At 62.3% G+C, this 20,641-nt stretch carries 22 protein-coding genes; 13 read left to right on the top strand and 9 right to left on the bottom strand.

Features of this window, described 5'->3' with window-relative positions:
* Positions 1-6 precede the first annotated feature (6 nt).
* Positions 7-1,722, top strand: coding sequence for an ABC transporter ATP-binding protein (locus tag JOE60_RS12400; protein ID WP_239528857.1), 1,716 nt, complete (start codon positions 7-9; stop codon positions 1,720-1,722).
* Between the two features lie 86 nt (positions 1,723-1,808).
* Here the strand turns inward: JOE60_RS12400 and JOE60_RS12395 are convergent, their stop codons facing one another.
* Positions 1,809-2,654, bottom strand: coding sequence for an SGNH/GDSL hydrolase family protein (locus tag JOE60_RS12395; RefSeq protein ID WP_167263333.1), 846 nt, complete (start codon positions 2,652-2,654; stop codon positions 1,809-1,811).
* A 283-nt stretch (positions 2,655-2,937) separates the two neighbouring features.
* Between JOE60_RS12395 and typA the strand changes: the two genes are divergently transcribed.
* Together typA and JOE60_RS12385 are read left to right on the top strand one after the other, a co-directional pair.
* Positions 2,938-4,854, top strand: a complete 1,917-nt coding sequence (typA, locus tag JOE60_RS12390) for a translational GTPase TypA (RefSeq protein WP_167263331.1) — start codon at positions 2,938-2,940, stop codon at positions 4,852-4,854.
* Between the two features lie 33 nt (positions 4,855-4,887).
* A complete protein-coding gene (locus JOE60_RS12385) occupies positions 4,888-5,301 on the top strand; it encodes a hypothetical protein (protein WP_167263330.1) in 414 nt (137 codons plus the stop codon).
* On the opposite strand, the gene JOE60_RS18595 is transcribed toward JOE60_RS12385, so the two are convergent.
* A complete protein-coding gene (locus JOE60_RS18595; protein WP_420851413.1) occupies positions 5,222-5,419 on the bottom strand; it encodes a hypothetical protein in 198 nt (65 codons plus the stop codon). The two genes, JOE60_RS12385 and JOE60_RS18595, sit on opposite strands and share 80 nt — an antisense overlap.
* Positions 5,420-5,620: 201 nt before the next feature.
* Between JOE60_RS18595 and fdxA the strand changes: the two genes are divergently transcribed.
* From fdxA to JOE60_RS12370, 3 genes are all read left to right on the top strand, one after another.
* Positions 5,621-5,947 (top strand): ferredoxin, encoded by a 327-nt coding sequence (fdxA, locus tag JOE60_RS12380; RefSeq protein WP_018776555.1) that lies wholly within the window; start codon positions 5,621-5,623, stop codon positions 5,945-5,947.
* 14 nt (positions 5,948-5,961) lie between these two features.
* Entirely contained in the window at positions 5,962-7,110 is a 1,149-nt protein-coding gene (gene dapC, locus JOE60_RS12375) for a succinyldiaminopimelate transaminase (RefSeq protein WP_167263328.1), read from the top strand.
* Between the two features lie 183 nt (positions 7,111-7,293).
* A complete protein-coding gene (locus JOE60_RS12370; RefSeq protein ID WP_204814923.1) occupies positions 7,294-8,577 on the top strand; it encodes a citrate synthase in 1,284 nt (427 codons plus the stop codon).
* Between the two features lie 149 nt (positions 8,578-8,726).
* Here JOE60_RS12370 and galE read toward each other — a convergent pair whose 3' ends face one another.
* Positions 8,727-9,743: a UDP-glucose 4-epimerase GalE gene (gene galE, locus JOE60_RS12365; RefSeq protein WP_167263324.1), complete on the bottom strand. Its 1,017-nt coding sequence runs from the start codon at positions 9,741-9,743 to the stop codon at positions 8,727-8,729.
* 98 nt (positions 9,744-9,841) lie between these two features.
* Here galE and JOE60_RS12360 point away from each other — a divergent pair, with 98 nt between their 5' ends.
* On the top strand, positions 9,842-10,459 hold the full coding sequence (locus tag JOE60_RS12360; RefSeq protein ID WP_167263322.1) for a TetR family transcriptional regulator C-terminal domain-containing protein: 618 nt from the start codon (positions 9,842-9,844) through the stop codon (positions 10,457-10,459).
* Positions 10,460-10,536: 77 nt separating this feature from the next.
* Positions 10,537-11,148 (top strand): hypothetical protein, encoded by a 612-nt coding sequence (locus JOE60_RS12355; RefSeq protein ID WP_167263320.1) that lies wholly within the window; start codon positions 10,537-10,539, stop codon positions 11,146-11,148.
* Positions 11,149-11,152: 4 nt separating this feature from the next.
* Here JOE60_RS12355 and JOE60_RS12350 read toward each other — a convergent pair whose 3' ends face one another.
* Both JOE60_RS12350 and dapD read right to left on the bottom strand, forming a co-directional pair.
* Positions 11,153-11,974, bottom strand: a complete 822-nt coding sequence (locus tag JOE60_RS12350) for a transglycosylase SLT domain-containing protein (protein ID WP_208381189.1) — start codon at positions 11,972-11,974, stop codon at positions 11,153-11,155.
* A 34-nt stretch (positions 11,975-12,008) separates the two neighbouring features.
* Positions 12,009-13,034, bottom strand: coding sequence for a 2,3,4,5-tetrahydropyridine-2,6-dicarboxylate N-succinyltransferase (gene dapD / locus JOE60_RS12345; protein WP_167263316.1), 1,026 nt, complete (start codon positions 13,032-13,034; stop codon positions 12,009-12,011).
* A gap of 86 nt (positions 13,035-13,120) precedes the next feature.
* Here dapD and dapE point away from each other — a divergent pair, with 86 nt between their 5' ends.
* Positions 13,121-14,239, top strand: coding sequence for a succinyl-diaminopimelate desuccinylase (gene dapE / locus JOE60_RS12340; RefSeq protein ID WP_167263314.1), 1,119 nt, complete (start codon positions 13,121-13,123; stop codon positions 14,237-14,239).
* Between the two features lie 80 nt (positions 14,240-14,319).
* Here dapE and JOE60_RS12335 read toward each other — a convergent pair whose 3' ends face one another.
* The 4 genes from JOE60_RS12335 to JOE60_RS12320 form a co-directional block, all read right to left on the bottom strand.
* On the bottom strand, positions 14,320-15,168 hold the full coding sequence (locus tag JOE60_RS12335; protein WP_167263312.1) for an amino acid ABC transporter permease: 849 nt from the start codon (positions 15,166-15,168) through the stop codon (positions 14,320-14,322).
* Complete coding sequence (locus tag JOE60_RS12330; protein WP_167263310.1) at positions 15,165-15,815, bottom strand: amino acid ABC transporter permease; 651 nt, start codon at positions 15,813-15,815, stop codon at positions 15,165-15,167. Before JOE60_RS12330 ends, JOE60_RS12335 begins: the two co-directional genes overlap by 4 nt.
* 90 nt (positions 15,816-15,905) lie before the next feature.
* On the bottom strand, positions 15,906-16,784 hold the full coding sequence (locus JOE60_RS12325) for a glutamate ABC transporter substrate-binding protein (RefSeq protein ID WP_167263308.1): 879 nt from the start codon (positions 16,782-16,784) through the stop codon (positions 15,906-15,908).
* Between the two features lie 75 nt (positions 16,785-16,859).
* On the bottom strand, positions 16,860-17,615 hold the full coding sequence (locus tag JOE60_RS12320; RefSeq protein WP_167263306.1) for an amino acid ABC transporter ATP-binding protein: 756 nt from the start codon (positions 17,613-17,615) through the stop codon (positions 16,860-16,862).
* Positions 17,616-17,778: 163 nt separating this feature from the next.
* Between JOE60_RS12320 and JOE60_RS12315 the strand changes: the two genes are divergently transcribed.
* The 4 genes from JOE60_RS12315 (at position 17,779) to JOE60_RS12300 (ending at position 20,585) form a co-directional block, all read left to right on the top strand.
* Complete coding sequence (locus JOE60_RS12315; RefSeq protein WP_204814922.1) at positions 17,779-18,603, top strand: LOG family protein; 825 nt, start codon at positions 17,779-17,781, stop codon at positions 18,601-18,603.
* A gap of 18 nt (positions 18,604-18,621) precedes the next feature.
* A complete protein-coding gene (locus JOE60_RS12310; RefSeq protein WP_167263304.1) occupies positions 18,622-18,936 on the top strand; it encodes a DivIVA domain-containing protein in 315 nt (104 codons plus the stop codon).
* A gap of 49 nt (positions 18,937-18,985) precedes the next feature.
* Complete coding sequence (locus tag JOE60_RS12305; RefSeq protein ID WP_167264167.1) at positions 18,986-20,191, top strand: glycosyltransferase family 39 protein; 1,206 nt, start codon at positions 18,986-18,988, stop codon at positions 20,189-20,191.
* A gap of 226 nt (positions 20,192-20,417) precedes the next feature.
* Entirely contained in the window at positions 20,418-20,585 is a 168-nt protein-coding gene (locus JOE60_RS12300; protein WP_064721643.1) for a DUF3117 domain-containing protein, read from the top strand.
* Positions 20,586-20,641: the final 56 nt, after the last annotated feature.

The following is a 20,641-nucleotide window of genomic DNA, read 5'->3' as shown; positions in this document are numbered from 1 at the left end:
GAAGCCATGAACTCTTCAGTTCACATCAAGGAAGAAATGGCCGGCTCAGAGCGTCCGCTGCTGGAGATCAAGAATCTTGCCATCAACTTCGCCACCAGCAATGGTGAGGTGAACGCTGTCCGGAATGCGCACTTCACTGTCATGCCCGGTGAAACCGTGGCGATTGTGGGTGAGTCCGGTTCGGGCAAGTCGACGTCGGCCCTGGCCGCCATTGGCCTGCTGCCCGGTAACGGCAGGGTGGCCGCGGGCGAGATCCTTTTCGACGGCGAGGACATTGCCCACGCCAGCGAAAAGCGGATGATTGAACTCCGCGGAAACTCCATCGGCATGGTTCCCCAGGACCCCATGTCCAACCTCAACCCTGTGTGGAAGATCGGTTTCCAGGTCAAGGAAACGTTGAAGGCCAACGGTCTTCCGTCCGGACCGGACGACGTTGCCAAGGTGTTGTCCGAGGCAGGTCTTCCGGATGCATCGCGGCGGGCCAAGCAGTACCCCCACGAGTTCTCGGGTGGTATGCGCCAGCGCGCACTCATCGCGATCGGGCTTTCCTGCCAGCCGCGGCTTCTGATCGCCGATGAACCGACGTCCGCCCTGGACGTGACAGTCCAGCGTCAGATCCTGGACCACCTGGACAAGATGACCTCGGAACTGGGCACCGCCGTACTGCTGATCACCCACGACCTTGGCCTGGCCGCAGAGCGTGCCAACAAGGTGGTTGTGATGTACAAGGGACAAGTGGTGGAGGCCGGTCCTTCCCTGGAACTGCTTCGTAACCCGCGGCACCCCTACACCAAGCGTTTGGTTGCCTCTGCGCCGTCGCTCGCGTCACGTCGCATCCAGGTGGCCAAGGAACAGGGCATCGAGTCGGATGAACTGTTGGCTCCCTCCGAGCCGGTAGTCGTGGAAAAGGCGCTTCCCGAGGACGTCCTGAAAGTGGAGAACCTCACCAAGGTCTTCAAGCTCCGCGGTGGCATCGGAAAGACCACTGATTTCACAGCCGTGGATTCGGTGTCCTTCTCCGTCAAGCGCGGCACCACCACGGCGATCGTGGGGGAGTCCGGTTCGGGTAAGTCCACGGTGGCGCAAATGGTGTTGAACCTGCTGAAGCCGACGTCCGGAAAGATCCTCTTCGACGGCGTGGACACCTCCACGCTGAACAGCAAGGACTTGTTCAAGTTCCGCCGCCGGGTGCAGCCCATTTTCCAGGACCCGTACGGCTCCCTGGATCCGATGTACAACATCTTCAGGACCATTGAAGAGCCGTTGCGGACCCACAAGATCGGCACCAAGGCAAGCCGTGAAAAGAAGGTCCGGGAATTGTTGGACCAGGTTGCCCTCCCGCAATCCACCATGCGCCGCTACCCGAACGAGCTCTCCGGTGGCCAGCGTCAGCGCATCGCCATTGCCCGTGCGCTGGCTTTGGACCCGGAGGTCATCATCTGCGACGAGGCGGTTTCCGCCCTCGACGTGCTGGTGCAGGCCCAAGTGCTCAATCTGTTGGCTGAGCTTCAGGACAACCTTGGCCTGACGTACCTGTTCATCACCCACGACCTCGCAGTGGTCCGGCAAATCGCCGATCACGTCTGCGTGATGGAAAAAGGCAAGCTGGTGGAGACCGGCAGCACGGATGAGGTTTTCGACAACCCGCGCCAGGCCTACACCCAGGCACTCCTGGATGCTATTCCGGGTGGATCCCTGTTGCTGCCTCCTGAGGTGGCATAGCCGGAACAGCAAAAGAGCCGGTGTTTCCCGCAAGGGAAGCACCGGCTCTTTCTGTCTCCAATCCGCTGTGCAGCCACAGCGGCTGTCTATTGAGCGGGGAGTGGCCCGTCAGGCCGGGCTGTGAGGCCCAAGGCGGCGAGTTCACGCGCCAGCACAGCGCCGATCTTCGCATGCCCTGAAGGCTTCAGGTGCACCCCATCCTGCAAGTCGCCCACCGCGTCGTAGCGGGTCAACCAGTCTCCGGCACTGACAAAGGGAATGCTGTGCTTGGCGGCCACCCGACCCAGCAGAGCGTCAACTTCGGTGCGTCGGGCGCCCCCGTTGGTGGCACCGCGTGCCAGGGTTCCGATCATTGCGAGCCTGGCCCCGGGGTACCTCTTGGTCAGCGCCGCCAGGAGGCGGTCCGCGTTGCTGGTGATCTGGGCGTCGGAGAATTTCTGGGTGGCATCGTTACCTCCGCCTTCCACCACAATCAGCGGTGGTTCGCCATAGGGAAGCACCCAATCGCCACGTTGAAGGGCATCGATGTAGTTGCCCGTCTTGCCGTTGGACGCCACATAGCCTGTACCGCCCATGCCCACCACGTGCAGTTTGTAGCCCAGCGCGGCGATGCCTTGCTGGGGCCAGGAATCCTTGGGCATCGCCTGGGAGTCGCCAATGAGGATCGCGGTGTGGCGGACATCAGCCAGCACCACCTCATTGCGGTTGTTGGCCGGGTTCTTATACAGCGACCCGACGGGCAGGTCAGTGGGGCTCGGTGAAGGCACTTGTCCCAGCGGTTTGCCGGCAGCCGCAGTGGCAGCCGGCCCTGGGGCAGCGGATCGCGTGGGAATGGACGGGGTGGTGGTGGGGCTTTGTCCGCAGCCCACCGCAAGAACGCCGACGGCGATCAAGGGTGCGAGCAGGCGGAAAGCGGCAGAGGCTTGTCGCATCGATTGTTCTCCGTGTGGCACTGGTTCTTCAGTAATGATGGGGCATCTGGGCGGGAAAATCCAGCATCTTGACGTGGTGAGATACGCCCGCAATCACGTGTGAGCAACGCCACATGCGGGCGTGAATTCGCTTGCTTTTTAGGCTGGGAAATGCATCTGCGTTTAGACTTGCTGTAGGTGCCCTGTGTCCCGGGGTCTTTTCGCTGTGTGTTCCGATCAAGTCGATCAGGTATGCGCGCGGATACAAACAGCTGACTTCACCACTGAAACGAGTCATTAACGCATGTCTGAAACCATCACCAACACTGCGTCGCGGAGCGATCTGCGCAACGTCGCGATCGTCGCACACGTTGACCACGGCAAGACCACCCTGGTCGACGCCATGCTCAAGCAGACCAACTCCTTCGCTTCCCATGGTGAGGTTGAGGACCGTGTCATGGACTCCGGTGACCTGGAGCGCGAAAAGGGCATCACCATCCTCGCGAAGAACACCACAGTTGCCTACAACGGCCCGTCGTCCAACGGCGAGACCATCACCATCAACGTCATTGACACCCCCGGCCACGCCGACTTCGGTGGCGAGGTTGAGCGCGGTCTGTCCATGGTTGACGGCGTCGTCCTTCTGGTCGACTCCTCTGAGGGCCCCCTGCCCCAGACCCGCTTCGTGTTGCGCAAGGCCCTTGCTGCGCACCTGCCGGTCATCCTCTTGGTCAACAAGACCGACCGTCCCGACGCCCGTATCGACGAGGTCGTCCACGAGTCCATGGACCTGCTCCTGGGCCTGGCTTCGGACCTCGCGGACGAAGTTCCGGACCTGGACCTGGACAAGGTCCTCGAAGTTCCCGTCGTCTACGCTGCTGCCAAGGTGGGCCGCGCTTCCCTGGACCAGCCGGCCAACGGTTCAGCCCCGGAGAACGAGGACCTTGAGCCCCTCTTCAAGACCATCATCGAGCACATCCCCGCTCCGACGTACAACCCGGACGGCGTGCTGCAGGCACACGTGACCAACCTGGACGCATCGCCGTTCCTTGGCCGCCTTGCCCTGCTCCGCATCTACAACGGCACCCTCCGCAAGGGCCAGACTGTGGCCTGGGCACGTGCCAACGGCGAGCTCAAGAACGTCAAGATCACCGAACTGCTTGCTACCAAGGCCCTGACCCGCGTTCCCGCTGAGTCTGCCGGTCCGGGTGAGATCGTTGCTGTTGCCGGCATCGAGGAAATTACCATCGGTGAAACCCTGACGGATGCCGAGAACCCGCAGCCGCTGCCGCTGATCACCGTGGACGATCCCGCGATCTCCATGACCATCGGTATCAACACCTCGCCGCTGGCCGGCAAGGTCAAGGGCGCCAAGGTCACGGCCCGCCAGGTGAAGGATCGCCTGGATAAGGAACTGATCGGTAACGTCTCCATCAAGGTCCTCCCCACCGAGCGTCCCGACGCCTGGGAAGTCCAGGGCCGTGGCGAGCTCGCGCTGGCCATCCTGGTTGAGCAGATGCGCCGTGAAGGCTTTGAGCTGACCGTGGGCAAGCCGCAGGTTGTCACCAAGACCATCGATGGCAAGCTCCACGAGCCGATGGAACACATGACCATCGACGTGCCGGAAGAATACCTCGGCGCCGTCACCCAGCTCATGGCTGCCCGCAAGGGCCGCATGACCAACATGGCCAACCACGGTACCGGCTGGTGCCGCATGGAGTTCATCGTTCCTGCCCGTGGCCTGATCGGCTTCCGCACCCGGTTCCTGACGGACACCCGCGGCGCCGGCATTGCTGCGTCCATCTCCGAAGGCTACGAGCCGTGGGCCGGCCCGATCGAATACCGTACCAACGGTTCCATGATTGCCGACCGCGCCGGTGTTGTAACGCCGTTCGCCATGATCAACCTGCAGGAGCGCGGTTCCTTCTTCGTGAAGCCCACCTCCGAGGTTTACGAAGGCATGATCGTGGGCGAGAACTCCCGCGCCGATGACATGGACGTGAACATCACCAAGGAAAAGAAGCTCACCAACATGCGTGCCGCTTCCTCCGACACCTTCGAGAACCTGACGCCGCCGCGCGACCTGACCCTTGAAGAGTCCTTGGAATTCGCCCGTGAAGACGAGTGTGTCGAGGTCACCCCGGAAGCGATCCGTATCCGCAAGGTCATCCTGGACACGAACGAGCGCGCCAAGGCCAACCGCGCCCGCGCAAAGTCCTAGCCAGGACTTTCTGACGCCGTCAGGAAAAGCTGAATGAACAAGAGAGCCGCCGGTATGGCACGCAGCGTTGCTGCGGCCGTGCCGGCGGCTCTTTTCGTTGCCCTCGCAGGAACGGCTCTCCACCGGCAGGCGGTGGATTTGTCCGGCGTCGTGCTCCCCTGGGGAGTCGCGGCGGCGTTGCTGCTCCTGGCCTCCGTGGAGTTGTGGCTGGCCGCCTGGTCAAGATCCTTGGTGCCGGCCGCCGTGGCAGGCGTGGTGACCTATGCCGCCGTCGGACTTCTGTCCTCGGCAGGAACCGCCAAGCGGTTGGTGCTGGGAGATGCTGTAGGCAACGTCTGGGTTTTTGGCATCGGCGTGGTGACGTTGGTCACCCTTGCCGTGGTGAGCCGCCTGCGGTTCGGGCTGCCCGCCGCGGTGGCGGCGGAGGAACCTCCTTCGCCGCGATGACCATCGCCAGGGGTATCACGACGTCGGCCGTCCTCGTCCGCACGGTGCAGGCGGCTTCGCTGGCGCCCAGGAGATAGCCCAGGGCATCGGTCAGGCCGTCCTCGATCCGGTAACGCACCACCACCCGAATGCCGGGAACGGCAGTGAGCAGGAACCGTGCGGGTGGCAAATGGGGATGGGTCACCGTTTCATACTAGGACGCGGGCTAGGTTGGCGTCGGCGCACTGTTGGATAATAGGCTCGGAAGTTGAGCGTCCGGCATGATGCCGGCAGTATGACCCCGGCCATCGTCGGGACAAACAGTGGAGAGGTCTGGGACGTGACGTACGTAATCGCGCAGCCGTGTGTGGATGTCAAGGACAAGGCATGTATTGAAGAATGCCCCGTCGACTGCATTTACGAAGGTGAGCGCTCCCTCTACATCCACCCGGATGAATGCGTTGATTGTGGTGCCTGCGAACCCGTGTGCCCCGTTGAGGCCATCTACTACGAGGACGACACCCCCGAAGAGTGGGCTGACTACTACAAGGCCAACGTTGAGTTCTTCGATGACCTGGGTTCCCCCGGTGGAGCCGCCAAGATCGGCAACACGGGCAAGGACCACCCCTTCATCGCTGCCTTGCCCCCGCAGAACCAAGACCACTAAGGCCGGTATTCTCCGTGATTTCCGCAGCACCGGCATTTGGCCTCAACCTGCCTGATTACCCCTGGGAGTCCATGGCGCCGTATGTGGCGACTGCTGGAAAGTTCCCCGGCGGGGCGGTCAACCTGTCCATTGGAACGCCCGTGGACCCCACCCCGGAACTGATCCGCAACGCCCTGGCGGATGCTGCGGATGCGCATGGTTATCCAACGGTTCACGGCACCGAACCCCTCCGCCAGGCTGTGGTGGACTGGTTTGCTTCCCGCAGGGGAGTGCCGGGGCTGGATCCGAAGGACGTCATGCCGACGGTGGGCTCCAAGGAATTGGTGGCCTGGTTGCCTTTCCTCCTGGGCCTTGGCTCCGGTGATGTCGTGGTCCGCCCCGCGGTGGCGTACCCCACCTACGACATCGGCGCTGCGCTGGCCGGCGCCACCGCCGTGGCCGCGGATGACCTGGACGAGCTCGATGCAGCCACCCGCGCCAAGGTGCGCCTGGTCTGGATCAATTCTCCCGGAAATCCCACGGGCAGCGTCCGCGACGTGGAGTCGCTCCAGCACATTGTTGCCCAAGCACGCGAAGTCGGAGCGGTGGTTGCGTCCGACGAGTGCTATGCCGAGTTGGGCTGGGGTGAGTGGGATGCGCAGCGCGGCGGAGATGCCGTGCCCAGCGTCCTGGACCCCCGCGTCACCGGCGGTTCCACGAAGGGACTGTTGTGCGTGTATTCGCTGAGCAAGCAGTCCAACCTCGCAGGATACCGGGCGGCCTTTGTCGCAGGGGATTCGGCAATTGTTGCCAACCTGGTCAACAGCCGGAAACATGCCGGAATGATTGTTCCCTTCCCTGTCCAGGAAGCCATGCGTGTTGCGCTGGGTGACGCCACCCATGTCCTGGCGCAGAAGGATCTGTACAGGGGCCGCCGGGAGAGAATCGTCCCGGCTCTGGAAAATTTCGGACTGACGATCCACGAGTCCAAGGCTGGGCTGTACTTGTGGTCCACGGCCGGCGAAGCCACGTGGGACACGGTAGCCCGGTTCGCTGAGCTGGGCATTGTTGTGGGCCCGGGGGTTTTCTACGGGGACGCAGGCAACGGGTTCATCCGCGTGGCCCTGACCGGCACTGATGAGCGCATTGATGTTGCGGTGGAACGATTGGTCAGGAACGCATAACGAAGCTGTGACTTGCGCCACGATTGGCGTCATTCCGCCAGTAACCGGACCGCTCGGATTAGTCCCGCGGGGTTACTGGCGGTAGTTTTTAACTGACTATCGATGGTGGCCTTCTTTAATCGGCACCAGACGTTGGTTGGACAAGCGTTCGATAGAGGCTTTGCGCCTCATGAAGGGGACTCCATGACTGAGACCACCAGCGCGACACTGCGCCATGCCGGCGGCGAACTCGAACTGCCGCGCATCAAGGTTGTAGAAGGAAACGAAGGTTACGACGTTTCCAAGCTGCTGAAGCAGACGGGCGCCGTCACTTTTGACCCCGGCTTCATGAACACAGCGGCCACAACCTCGGCCATCACCTACATCGACGGCGACGCAGGCATCCTGCGGTACCGCGGTTACCCGATCGAGCAGCTCGCGCAGCACTCGAGCTTCCTCGAAGTTTCCTACCTGCTGATCTATGGCAACCTTCCTTCTCCCACCGAGCTGGAAGAGTTTGACCAGAAGATCCGCCGCCACACTCTCCTGCACGAGGAACTCAAGGGCTTCTTCGGCGGATTCCCGCGTGACGCCCACCCCATGCCGGTTCTTTCCTCGGCTGTTTCTGCGCTGTCCACGTTCTACCAGGACTCCCTGGACCCATTCAATGCCGAGCACGTGGAAGTATCCACCATCCGCCTCATGGCCAAGCTGCCGGTCATTGCTGCTTACGCCCACAAGAAGTCCATCGGCCAGCCGATGCTCTACCCGGACAACTCCATGAACCTGGTGGAAAACTTCCTGCGCCTGAGCTTCGGCCTGCCCGCAGAGCAGTACGAGGTTGATCCGGTGGTTGCCAAGGCCCTGGACCTGCTTCTCATCCTGCACGCGGACCACGAGCAAAACTGCTCCACGTCCACCGTTCGTCTGGTGGGTTCCTCCAATGCCAACCTCTTCGCGTCGGTGTCCGCGGGCATCAATGCGCTCTTCGGCCCCGCCCACGGTGGCGCCAACGAGGCCGTGCTGAAGATGCTTCGCCAGATCCAGGCCGATGGCATCAAGCCTGAGGATTACATGGAGAAGGTCAAGAACAAGGAGGACGGCGTCCGCCTTATGGGCTTCGGGCACCGCGTCTACAAGAACTACGATCCCCGTGCCAAGATCATCAAGGCAACGGCGCACGAGGTTCTGAGCAAGCTCGGCGGCAACGATGAACTGCTGGACATCGCCATGCGGCTCGAAGAGAAGGCGCTGGCGGATGACTACTTCATCCAGCGCAAGCTGTACCCGAACGTCGACTTCTACACCGGCCTCATCTACAAGGCCATGGGCTTCCCGGAGAAGATGTTCACCGTACTCTTCGCCATCGGCCGCCTGCCGGGCTGGATTGCCCAGTGGCGAGAAATGATCAACGATCCCCAGACCAAGATCGGCCGTCCGCGGCAGCTCTACACAGGTGAGCCGGAGCGCAACTACCCGGCCAACTGATACGGCAAAAAAGTCGAATTACGACGGCGGCCGCCCACCTCGTGCGAGGTAGGCGGCCGCCGTCGTTTATCCCCTGCGGAGAAGCAACGCGGGGTCACTTGTGGCCCGTGCTGGGGCCTCCAGGGGGCCATAAGTGACCCCGCGTTGCTTTAGGAAGCGTTGTAACCGAACGGGTTGTTCTTCTGCCAGCGCCAGTGGTCCTCGCACATCTGGTCCACGGTTTTGGTGGTGGACCAGCCCAAGTCCGCCAGTGCGGAGGAGGCATCGGCCCAGAAGGCAGGAAGGTCGCCTGCGCGGCGGCCCGTGATTTCGTAGGGGATGGGCTGGCCCACGGCCTTCTCGAAGGAACGCAGTACTTCCAGTACGGAGGAGCCGCGGCCCGAGCCAAGGTTCCAGCGGCGGACTCCGGCGCGTTCCGCGATGTAGTTCAGGGCTGCTACGTGGCCGTCGGCCAGGTCCACCACGTGGATGTAGTCACGCTGCGCGGTGCCGTCCGGGGTGTCGTAGTCTCCACCGAAGACCATGAGCTTGTCGCGGCGTCCCACAGCTACCTGGGCGATGAACGGCACCAGGTTGTTGGGAATGCCTTGGGGGTCCTCGCCGATCCTGCCGGACGGGTGGGCTCCTACCGGGTTGAAATAGCGCAGCAGTGCGATATGCCAGCGGTCGTCGGCGTTGCCGAGGTCGGAGAGGATGTCCTCGATCTGTTCCTTGGTCCGGCCGTAGGGGTTGTTGGCGCCGATCTCCATCTTCTCGATGTAGGGGATCGGGTTGTGCTCGCCGTATACGGTGGCTGAGGAGCTGAACACGATGGAGCGGACGTTGTGCTTGTCCATGGCCCGGAGCAGGTTCAGGGTGCCCACAATGTTGTTGTAGTAGTAAGCCAGCGGTTCCTGCACGGATTCGCCTACTGCCTTCAATCCGGCAAAGTGAATGACCGCGTCAATCCGGTGCTGGTCGAACACGGCTTCCACTGCCGGCTCATCCACCAGATCCACATGGTGGAACGCTGCAGTCTTGCCGGTGAGCTCCGAAACGCGCCGGAGCGACTCCTCGCTGGAGTTCACCAGGTTATCCAGAACAACGACCTCGTGGCCGGCTTCCTGGAGGGACAGGACGGTGTGGGAACCGATGTAGCCGGTGCCACCCGTGACAAGAATTTTCATGGTTCCTACGCTATCGGAAATACCCGTCTGCCCGCGCGGTATGGACACACCTCTCCGTGGTGGCAGCCGTTGAAGCACATTTGTGCTAAAAACGATGGGTGCCCAAAATAGTTGATGCCGATGCCCGGCGCCAGGAAGTTGTCCACGCCGTCTTCAGGATCATCGCAAGCGACGGCTTGGAACGGGCGTCACTCAGGGAAGTGGCTGATGAGGCCGGCTTGGCCGTGGGATCGGTGCGGCACTATTTTGCCAGCAGTGACGACCTCCTGGTCTTCTCCTTCGGATCCGTGGTGGACAGGATTGCCGCGCGTCTTGAGGCTGCCATGGTGGATGTTGAAGGCTCCCGGCGCGGAACCCCGGAGCACCTTGGGGCGGTGCTGAATCTCCTGGGCCAATTCCTGCCCCTGGACGAGGAATCCGCCGTGGATGCCTGCGTGTGGATGGCCTTCAGGCATGCTGCAAGGATCAAGCCGGTGCTTGCCGCCGAGGCCGAGCGCAGTCACCGGACGGTAGCGGCCGTCGTCGGGCGGCTGATGATGCTGCTGAGCGATAGCGAACAGGAAGCACAGCAGACGCTGGTCACAGAGGCCGAACGGCTGTTGGCCACTCTTGATGGACTGTGCATGCACGCCTTGCTGCAGCCGGAATGGATGACTGCCCAAATGTGCAGCGACGTCCTCACCTCCCATCTGAACTCGTTGCAGGACGCTGAGTAGGCACTTCCCGCCCATTACCGTCCAGCCACAACGGGAATAGACTGTGTCCGGGGGGACCTGCAACGGGAGGAATTCGGATGCATGAGTCGTGCGGCCCTGGTTGGCGGATCACCATGGACACATCGGGGCCGATGCTCATCGCCCTGTACTTGCGCGACGTTGCCGGCCTGGACGGTGCAGGAGTCCCGCTGCTGTCCCACGCGGCCCCCAAGGTCCGGCATGCCGACCACCGCCACCTCACCTCGGATGTGGGTGGCATCCATGCGCTCAAGACGGAGTGGGAGGCATGGTGGGAGAGTTTGGTGAAGTCCTACCCGCAACCTGCCTCGGACCTGACCCCGCCGCAGTTCAAGGAGTTCGGAAATTCACCCGCCCTGCAGCGCGTGCTGCAGGCGCATTTCGGGTCCGCTTTGGGCTGGGCAACAGACAGGATTGATGAGTATGCGGACCTGGAAGCAGTCCGCGAGGCCAATGGTGCCACCCACGTCATCCGGGACCTTGTGGAGGACAGGTTGCTGGATGTGGGAGCGGAGTCCAACGATTTTGAGCTGACCATCATTGAGCTCCCCTTGAGTGAACCCAGGGCTTGGTACCTTGAACCGAGCACCATGATCATGAGCCACAAACTCCTGGCAGAGCCGGACGTCTTTCGAAGCTATGTCCAGCCGGTCGTGGAGATGCTGGCCTGAGCACTCAGGTGGCGGGCGCGGAAACCGTAATGGTGACTGTCCCGGTGGGGGCAGCCGCACTCTGCCAACCGTCCCGCTTCTCCCGGTTCCACGTCATGCCGCCGGCATCCACCTGCGTAATCGCAAGGGCTTTGGCGTTTGCCACGGCCCAATGGGCCACAGCCCAGGCCTGGGTGCCCTTCACGTCTACCTGCACAGTACGGCCCTGGACCGTGGCCGCCTGGCTGCCGAACGCACCGGTGATTCCATCGACGACGGCGGCAGGGTCACCCGCCGCGTCAGGCATGCGCAGTTCGCAGTTCAGCGCGGACTCCGAATGCCCGGTCAGGGCAGAGGCGAAAGCCCGGCCCATGGGCTCGTGCTGGGCGTAGGCGCGGGGAAATGCGGAGCGCTGGACGGCTTGCGCTGCCTGCGTGACCTCCATGGTCTGGTAACCGGGGATTTTCACCAGACCGTCATAGAAGGCATTGGCGGCGTAGACGGGATCCATGACCTGCGCCTCAGTGCCCCAGCCCTGGGAAGGCCGCTGCTGGAAAAGTCCACGGGAGTCCGGTCCGGCGTCGTCACCATAGTTGATGTTCCGCAGCCGGGATTCCTGCATGGCCGTGGCCAGGGCGATGCTGGCCGCGCGGGGCGGCAGCCCACGCCGGACGGAAATCGCGGAGATCAACGAAGCATTCGCAGCTTGATCGGTGGCGAGCTCGTGGCGTCCGGTTCCGGCATCAGCGACGCAGCGCTCCGAGACGAGGGTCTCGGAGCGCTGCAGTACGGCGGCAATCGCGTAAACGGCACCAGCCACCAGGGCAAGCGCCAGTACCGCAACCATGACGCGGCGGAACCGGCGCACGGGTTTCCTCCTGCTAGTTGGCGTGCAGAGCCTCGTTCAGTTCCACCGTCTGGCCCTTGCGGGGAAGAACTTCAACTCCGCCGTTGGTGGAGTTTCGGCGGAACAGCAGGTTGGGAACGCCGGAGAGTTCAACGGCCTTGACGATCGTGCTGGTGTCCTCGCCGTTCTCGTCCTTGGGGCCGGGCACGCGCACGCGGGTACCGGCCGTGACGTAGAGTCCGGCCTCCACAACGGAGTCATCGCCAATGCTGATGCCGACGCCGGAGTTGGCGCCCAGAAGGACGCGCTCACCCAGGGAGATCTTTTCCTTGCCGCCGCCGGAGAGCGTGCCCATGATGGACGCGCCGCCGCCAACGTCAGTACCGTCACCGGCTACGACGCCGGCCGAGATGCGGCCTTCCACCATGGAGGTTCCCAGCGTGCCCGCATTGAAGTTCACGAAGCCTTCGTGCATCACGGTGGTGCCTTCGGCGAGGTGCGCACCCAAGCGGACCCGGTCGGCGTCGGCAATGCGGACTCCGGTGGGGAGCACGTAGTCCACCATGCGCGGGAACTTGTCCACGCCGTAGACCACCACGTTGCCGCGCTTGCGGAGGCGGGCGCGGGTCAGTTCAAAGCCATCAACAGCGGCGGGGCCAAAGTTGGTCCACACCACGTTGGGAAGCTTGCCGAAGACGCCGTCCAGGTTGATGCTGTTCGGCTTCACCAAACGGTGCGACAGGAGGTGCAGGCGCAGGTAAGCGTCGGCTGTGTCTGCCGGTGCGGCGTCGAGGTCGATCTGCGCAAAGACAACCTTCTGCTCGGTGCCGCGATCGGCGTCTTTGCTGTCTTCCGCGAGGGCAGTGAGCGTGGGATCGGCGTTCTCCACGTCACGCAGCGTATCTGCTGCTGCGCCAAGGGCCGGCGCCGGGAACCAGACGTCCAGCACCGTTGCTTCCCCTGATGCTGGGGTGGCGATGGTGGCGAGGCCGAATCCGTAGGCTGAGCGGGTGTCGGTGGCTGTGCCTGCGGGCACGGCGGAAGAAGCAGTTTCAGTCATGGCCCAAGTCTATCCAGCACGCATTGGTGGGCTGAAACCTGTCTCATGCCGGGAAGGTCACATGTGAAGATCGCTAAGCTGGTCAGGTGACTCCAAACCCTGCCCCCCTTGACCTGCGCCAGGACGTGGCCCTGCTGACAGCCGCGATCATCGATTACAACAGCGTGTCCGGAAACGAGACCAAGCTGGCGGACGCCGCGGAAGCGGCCCTCCGCGCCATCCCCGCCTATACGGTGATCAGGGACGGCGATGCCATTATCGCGCGCACCGAACTGGGTCGGGCTGAGCGCGTCATCCTGGCCGGACACCTGGACACCGTCCCGCTGCCCACCGTTGAGGGTTCGCTGGGCACGGTCCCGGCCACATGGCAATCGGGTACCCCGGGGGAGGGAGTCCTGTATGGCCGCGGCACTACCGACATGAAGGGCGGTGTTGCGGTTCAGCTTGCACTGGCGGCAACACTGTTCGACGACGGCAAGCAGCCGGACAAGGACGTCACCTTCGTCTTCTACGACCATGAGGAAGTGGAAGCAGTCAAGAGCGGACTGGGCCGTTTGGTCCGGAACCACGGTGATCAGCTCCACGGCGATTTTGCCATCCTCCTGGAACCGACCCATGGAACTGTCGAAGGTGGCTGCAACGGAACCAGCCGTTTCGAGGCCACCACCCTGGGCGAGACCGCGCACTCGGCCCGCGCCTGGATGGGAGTGAACGCCATCCATGCTGCTGCCCCCATCCTTGAGCGGTTGGCTGCCTACCAGCCGCGCACCGTCAATGTGGACGGCCTGGACTACCGCGAAAGCCTCAACGCCGTGAAGATCAAGGGCGGTACCGCAGGCAACGTCATCCCGGACCGCTGCGTGGTGGAGATCAACTATCGCTTCGCGCCGGACAAGAATCCGGACCAGGCCGAAGCCCACGTTCGTGAGCTCCTGGAAGGATTCGACGTCGTCCGCACGGACGCTGCTGCCGGCGCCAGGCCCGGACTCAACCATCCCGCCGCCGCGTCCTTCGTTGCCGCAGTGGGTGCCGAGCCCAAGCCCAAATACGGGTGGACCGACGTCGCGCGGTTCAGTGAGCTGGGAATCCCGGCCGTGAACTTCGGCCCCGGCGACCCCCTCCTGGCGCACAAGGACAACGAACACGTCGACGCCGACGCCATCCGTGAGTGCCTGCGTGCACTGCGGACGTGGTTGGCTGCCTGAAGCCAGAGACCACTTCCAACAACAAAAACGGCGGGTCCCGGTTCTCCTGAACCGGGACCCGCCGTTTTTCCTGCAGGGAATTACTTGGCGGTGGGAACCGTGCCGGCCGCAGTGGCCTTGGCCGTGCCGCCTGCGGTTTTCTTGGAACCCCGGCGTTCAATCCAGATGGCAATCCTGGAGACCGTGAGGTTGATCAGGATGTAGATGGCCGCGCCCACGAAGAATGCCGGGAACAGGAAGTCCGGGCCCAGGAAGTCAGCCATGATCTGGATCTTCCTCAGGAGCTCCTCGTAACCGACGATGTAGCCCAGCGAGGTGTCCTTCAGCAGAACCACCAGCTGTGCAACCAAAGACGGCAACATCCGGCGAACTGCCTGGGGGAACTCAATGATCATCCGGGACTGGAAGCTCCGCAGGCCAATGGCCAGGCCGGCTTCGCGTTGGCCCTTGGGCAGCGACTGGATGCCTGCACGCAGGATTTCGGCAAAGATGGCGGCGTTGTAGAGGGTAAGACCCACGACGACGGCCTGGAACTGTCCGGTTGCGAAGACCAACAGGACAAACAGCATCATGAGGACCACTGGCATGCCGCGGAGGAATTCGAGCACCACCTGGGTGGGGATACGGACCCAGGCGATCAAAGAGATCCTCAGGAGGCAGAGGGCAATTCCCAGCGGGAAAGCAATGACCGCTGCGACTGCCGCCGCTGCCAGCGTGGAGAGGATGCCCTGGCCGATCAGGTTCCAGACATCCGGAGCCATGGGGCCGTAGAAGATCTCCCACCGGTCGGCGTCGAAGATGCCCTGTTGGGCGAGCGTCATCACGGCGATGACCAGGATGCCCAGGATGATCAGGACTCCGGCCGCGGAACCGATGAGCGAATAGAGGCGGGCCTTGGGCCCGGGGACGTCATACAGGACCGAGGTCATCGGGCAATCGCCACCTTTCGTTCAACAAAGTGCGCCAGGAGGCCAAGGGGAACCGTGATCAGGAGGTAGAAGAACGCCACCCCGAGCAGGATCCAGAGGACTTGGTCGCCGTAGTCGTTGGAGAGCTGGCGGCCGTAGCCAAACAGTTCGAGGACGAAGAACGCGCCGGCAACCGAGGAGTTCTTGACCAGTGCGATCAGGATGTTGATCAACGGGGGTATGACTGTCCGGACGGCCTGGGGAAGGACAATGAAGCCCAAAACCTGCGTGAAGGTCATGCCGATACTGCGCGCAGCTTCGGCCTGGCCGACAGGAACGCTGTTAACGCCGGAACGGACGGCTTCGGCGATGAAGGCGGCCGTGTAGCTGCTCAAGGCGATGATGGCGGCAACTTCGAACTGATCGAACTTGACCCCGAGCCTCGGCAACACGATGGCGGAGAAGAAGAAGATGATGGTCAACGGGGTATTACGGGCAACCTCAACATAGAACATGCTGAAGCCGCGGAGTGCAGCCACGGGGGAAACCCGCATGGCCGCCAGGATTGTGCCGACGATCAGGGCAATGACGCCTGAAATGACGGAGAGATAGAGAGTGCGGAGAAATCCATCCCAGTATTGGGGGAGGCTTGCTATGACGGCGTCCATGGCTTCCTTTGGCTGCAGCTAATCAGGGAACAGGTCCTGGATTCGCCAACTGCCGCCGTCCGTGGGGCGGCGGCAGTTGGCTGGTCCTGACTAGTAGCGGTTGATCGTGGGAAGCTCAGGGGTGGTCTTGATGACCTTGCCTGCTGTTGCTTCCCAAGCCTTCTTGTAGTCGCCGTCCTTCTGGAATGCTTCGAGCTGGTCGTTGATCCAGTTGCGGAAGACGGTGTCGTCCTTCTTCAGGCCGATGCCGTAGGGCTCCTTGGTGAAGGTCTCATCGGAAGCAAGCTTGAAGGCATCCGGTTCCTTGTCAACGTAGCCGGCCAGGATCACGTTGTCCGTGGTGACTGCAACAACCTGCTTGTTGCGCAGCGGCTCGAGGCAGGCGGTGTAGGTTGCGGCGGGAACAACTTCAGCGCCGTACTTTTCGGCGATGGTCTTGGCGGGGGTGGACCCGGTCACGGAGCATACCTTCTTGTCCTTGACGTCTTCGGGCTTGGTGATGGAGTTATCGTCCTTGTTCACCAGCAATGCCTGGCCTGCTTCGTAGTACGGTCCTGCGAAGGAGACCTTCTGCTTACGGGCGTCGTTGATGGTGTAGGTAGCGATCACCAGGTCCACGCGGCCCTGCTCGATGAAGGACTCGCGGTTCTGTGAGACCGTCTCAACCCATTCGATCTTGTCAGCGGGGATTCCCAGCTTGGCGGCGATTGCCTTGCCCATTTCAACGTCGAAACCGACAGGCTTGCCATCCAGGCCCTTCTGGCCGAACAGGGGCTGATCGAACTTGGTACCGATGGTGATCTTTTGCGCCTTGTTGAGCTTCTCCATGGTGGTACCGGCGTCAAAGGTCGCCGAGGCCACAGGGGGAGTAGTGGAGCTGCCTCCACCGCCACATGCGCTCAGGGAGAGGGCAAGCGCGGCCGAAGCTGCCACCAGGAGTGACTTCCTCCGGGTAATAAAAGCCTTCATGACATTCCTTTCATTGATTGGCCGTCGTACGGCCCGGGTGCGATCTCTGCGGCCATGGGTGCGGGCCGTGAGGAACTAGTGGGTCAAAAGCTTGGACAGGAAGTCTTTGGCGCGGTCGCTCTTCGGGTTGGTGAAGAACTCCTCCGGGGTTGCGTCTTCCACAATCTGGCCATCCGCCATGAAGACCACGCGGTCGGCAGCCTTCCGGGCAAAGCCCATCTCGTGGGTTACCACGATCATGGTCATGCCTTCCTTGGCGAGCTGGATCATGACGTCCAGGACTTCATTGATCATTTCCGGGTCAAGTGCCGAGGTGGGCTCGTCAAAAAGCATCACCTTCGGCTTCATGGCCAAGGCACGGGCAATGGCCACGCGCTGCTGCTGGCCACCGGAGAGCTGGGCAGGAAGCTTCGGCGCTTGGTGCCCCACTCCCACGCGCTCAAGGAGGGCCATGGCTTCCTTGTCCGCCGTAGCCTTGGCCACGTTCTTGACCTTGATGGGTCCCAGGGTGACGTTCTCAAGGATCGTCTTGTGGGCGAACAGATTGAACGACTGGAAGACCATTCCGACGTCGGCCCGCAAGTGGGCGAGGTCCTTGCCTTCTTCCGGGAGTTTCTTGCCGTCAATGGCAATCACGCCGTCGTCGATGGTTTCCAAACGGTTGATGGCACGGCAAAGGGTGGACTTACCGGAGCCTGATGGTCCGATCACCACCACCACCTCGCCCTTCCGGACGTTGAGGTTGATGTCTTTCAGGACGTGCAATTGACCGTAATGCTTGTTGACGCCATTTAGTGAGACGAGGGCATCGCCGGACGCTTGAGTAGTCATACGAAGAATCTAGCGAACAAAGAAGCAAATATGACCACGGTCACGGCAACTTCCCCAAGATCGTGACTGAACAGAAACCTGCCATACAGCGGGATACCAGACTGCAATGCAACGGGCGGGTCGCTGGCACGGAGCATGTGTCTCCAGGTACTAGCCTTGGGCAATGAGCATCAGCCAGCACCCAGTTCCCCGTCCGGATGCCAATGGGCAAGCAAACACCACGCCCACGCCATCAGCACCTGCCAAGGTGAAAGGGCCGCTGGAACTGCGCCGGAAACAGGCAGATACGGGGATGTCGGATCAGCATCTGCTGGATACAAGTGGTGCCGACCAATTCATCCACACCGATCCCTGGCGTGTCTTGAGGATCCAAAGCGAGTTTGTTGAGGGCTTCGGCGCCTTGGCTGACCTGGGGCCAGCTGTGAGCGTCTTTGGCTCGGCACGGACCAAACCCGGGACTGAGTACTACGAGATGGCAGTGGAGGTCGGGCGGAAACTCGCGGAGGCCGGCGTTGCTGTCATTACAGGCGGTGGACCCGGGTCCATGGAGGCGGCAAACAAAGGCGCTGTGGAGGGCAACGGTGTTTCCGTGGGCCTGGGCATCGAGCTCCCGTTTGAGCAGGGCCTGAACCAGTGGGTGGATTTGGGAATCAACTTCAGGTACTTCTTCGCCCGCAAGACCATGTTCGTCAAATATGCGCAGGGCTTCGTTGTGCTGCCGGGCGGCCTGGGAACACTGGATGAGCTCTTCGAAGCAATGGTCCTGGTGCAGACCCGTAAAGTCACGTCCTTCCCGATTGTGCTGCTGGGGGAGCGTTTCTGGGGACCCATGATCGAGTGGATCCGGGAAACTCTTGTTGCAGAGGGAATGGTGTCGGAGAAGGACCTTGATCTGATCCAGGTGGCTGACGATCCCGCAGATGCTGTCCACCGGGTACTGCATGGCGCTCCGTTGCCCAGCCCCACAGGTGAGCAGCGCCCCGAGTAGCGCCGCGTTTCTGGCACCATGGAGGCTGTGAGCTTTTTCCTGGTGTTCCTCGCGATTGTCCTTGTTGGCGCTGTGCTGTATCTGGGTGCCGGCATTCTTCGTGGCAGGTCCATAGGGGCCGGCCTGGACGATTCCGTTCCCAACCTGCCGCCCGTCCTGCTGCCCAAGGAAGCCACAGCGTCGGACATCGATGCGCTCCGGTTTGGCCTGGGCCTAAGGGGCTACCGGATGGATCAGGTTGACCAGGTCCTGGATGATCTCAGGGACCAGTTGCAGGCCAAGGACCGGGAGATTGCCAGGTTGACCTCCTTGTCCCGGCCGGACCATGGATAACCGCGGTGTGACGGGCGGGCTCGCCCGGACTTTGTCCACCGCCGGAACAATGGCGGGACGCTGGCCGTGGTGGGTCCAGGTCTCTTTGATGTACGTCCTTGCCAGGCTTGTCAGCGCGTGCATCTTCATGGCGGCGGCGATTCACCAAGGAACCAATCCGTGGTTTCCGCCCGCCCCGGATTATTGGAATTTCATCACCATCTGGGACGGCCGTTGGTACCAGGAAGCGGTGGACAACGGGTATCCCTCTGTCCTTCCCGTGGACGCCAATGGGGTGGTTGCGGAGAACGCCTGGGCCTTCTACGCTCTTTTCCCCTTGCTGGCCAAGGGCTTGTCCGTGATAACCGGGCTGGGGACTTTTCCGTCTCTCACGGTGATTGCCATGGTTGCCGGCCTTGCTGCAGTCCTGGTCATCTACAAACTGTTCAGGGAATTCGCCGGCAGACGGACGGCCATGTGGGGCGCCATCTTCGTGTCCACGTTTCCCATTTCCCCCATCCTCCAGGTTCCCTACGCGGAATCACTGAACCTCTTACTGTTGGCTGCCTCCTTGCTGTTGGTGGTCAGGCGCCGGTATCTGGCGGCGATACCCGCTGTGGTCCTGATGTGCCTGTCCCGGCCGGCGGGCGTTCCGTTCGCGGCCATGGTGGGGCTTCTCTTGGTGTGGAAATTGTGGCAACGTTTTGGCCCGGCTTCTCAAGCCACCAGGACTGCCCCTGTTGATGGGGCAAAGGCGGAGTCCACGCCAAGCCTGCTGTCCTTGGCTGCGCTGGTGGTGGCCTCCGGCCTGGCGGCACTTGCATGGCCGGCCATCGCCTGGGCCGTCACGGGTGATCCCGCCGCCTACACCAGGACTGAAACTGCGTGGCGGGGTCACGATCTGGTGCCCTTCAAGCCGTGGTTCGACACGGGCCGCATGTTGTTTGGCCCTGTCCTGGGCGTGTTGGCGCCCTTCGTTGTCACTGCCCTGTTTGTCCTGGCAATGATGTCCAAGCCCGTGCGGGCGCTCGGAACGGAACTGCGGCTGTGGTGTGCCTGCTACATGGGCTACCTCTTGGTGTTCCTGCACCCGCAGACCAGCACCTTCCGTTTGCTGCTTCCCCTGTTTCCGCTTGCGCTCGGGGCCGCTCTGCTCTCCAAGTCCAAGGCCTACCGGGGAACAGTGGTGGTGATGTTCCTCCTGCTCCAGATCGTCTGGGTGGTATGGCTGTGGGCGTGGGCCCCCTTGCCGGGCGGTGGCGACTATCCGCCCTGACGTGGTGCTTTGGTCCGCCAGGGCAATATGTACAAAGTCCGGACAAACACGATGCTGATTTCCTTACGGCCGGGTAAGTACGGGATAATAAAGAAACAGCAAGGACAAAGCACCTAGAGTGCCCGGCCAAGGCGGCCTCCCAAGCGATGCCGCCGGCTGCAATTGCGACGCGGATCCAGCCCGGCCGGGTTGGCGTGACTTGGGACAAATGGAGGGGATTTTCCTAATGGCGGCTATGAAACCTCGTACTGGCGACGGCCCTATGGAAGTTACCAAAGAGGGACGCAGTCTGATCATGCGTGTGCCGTTGGAAGGTGGCGGACGGCTTGTGGTTGAGCTCAACGCCGCTGAAGCGGAGAACCTCAAGGAATGCCTGGTGGGTGTGACCGAATAGATTTAAAGGGAAGGGCCCGGCGTGAGCCGGGCCCTTCCTTTTGCTTAAAGCACGAC

This window comes from Paenarthrobacter ilicis (assembly GCF_016907545.1).
GTDB lineage: Bacteria > Actinomycetota > Actinomycetes > Actinomycetales > Micrococcaceae > Arthrobacter > Arthrobacter ilicis.
Note: the sequence above shows the minus strand (reverse complement) of the source record. Positions and strands in the feature narration are given on the sequence as shown.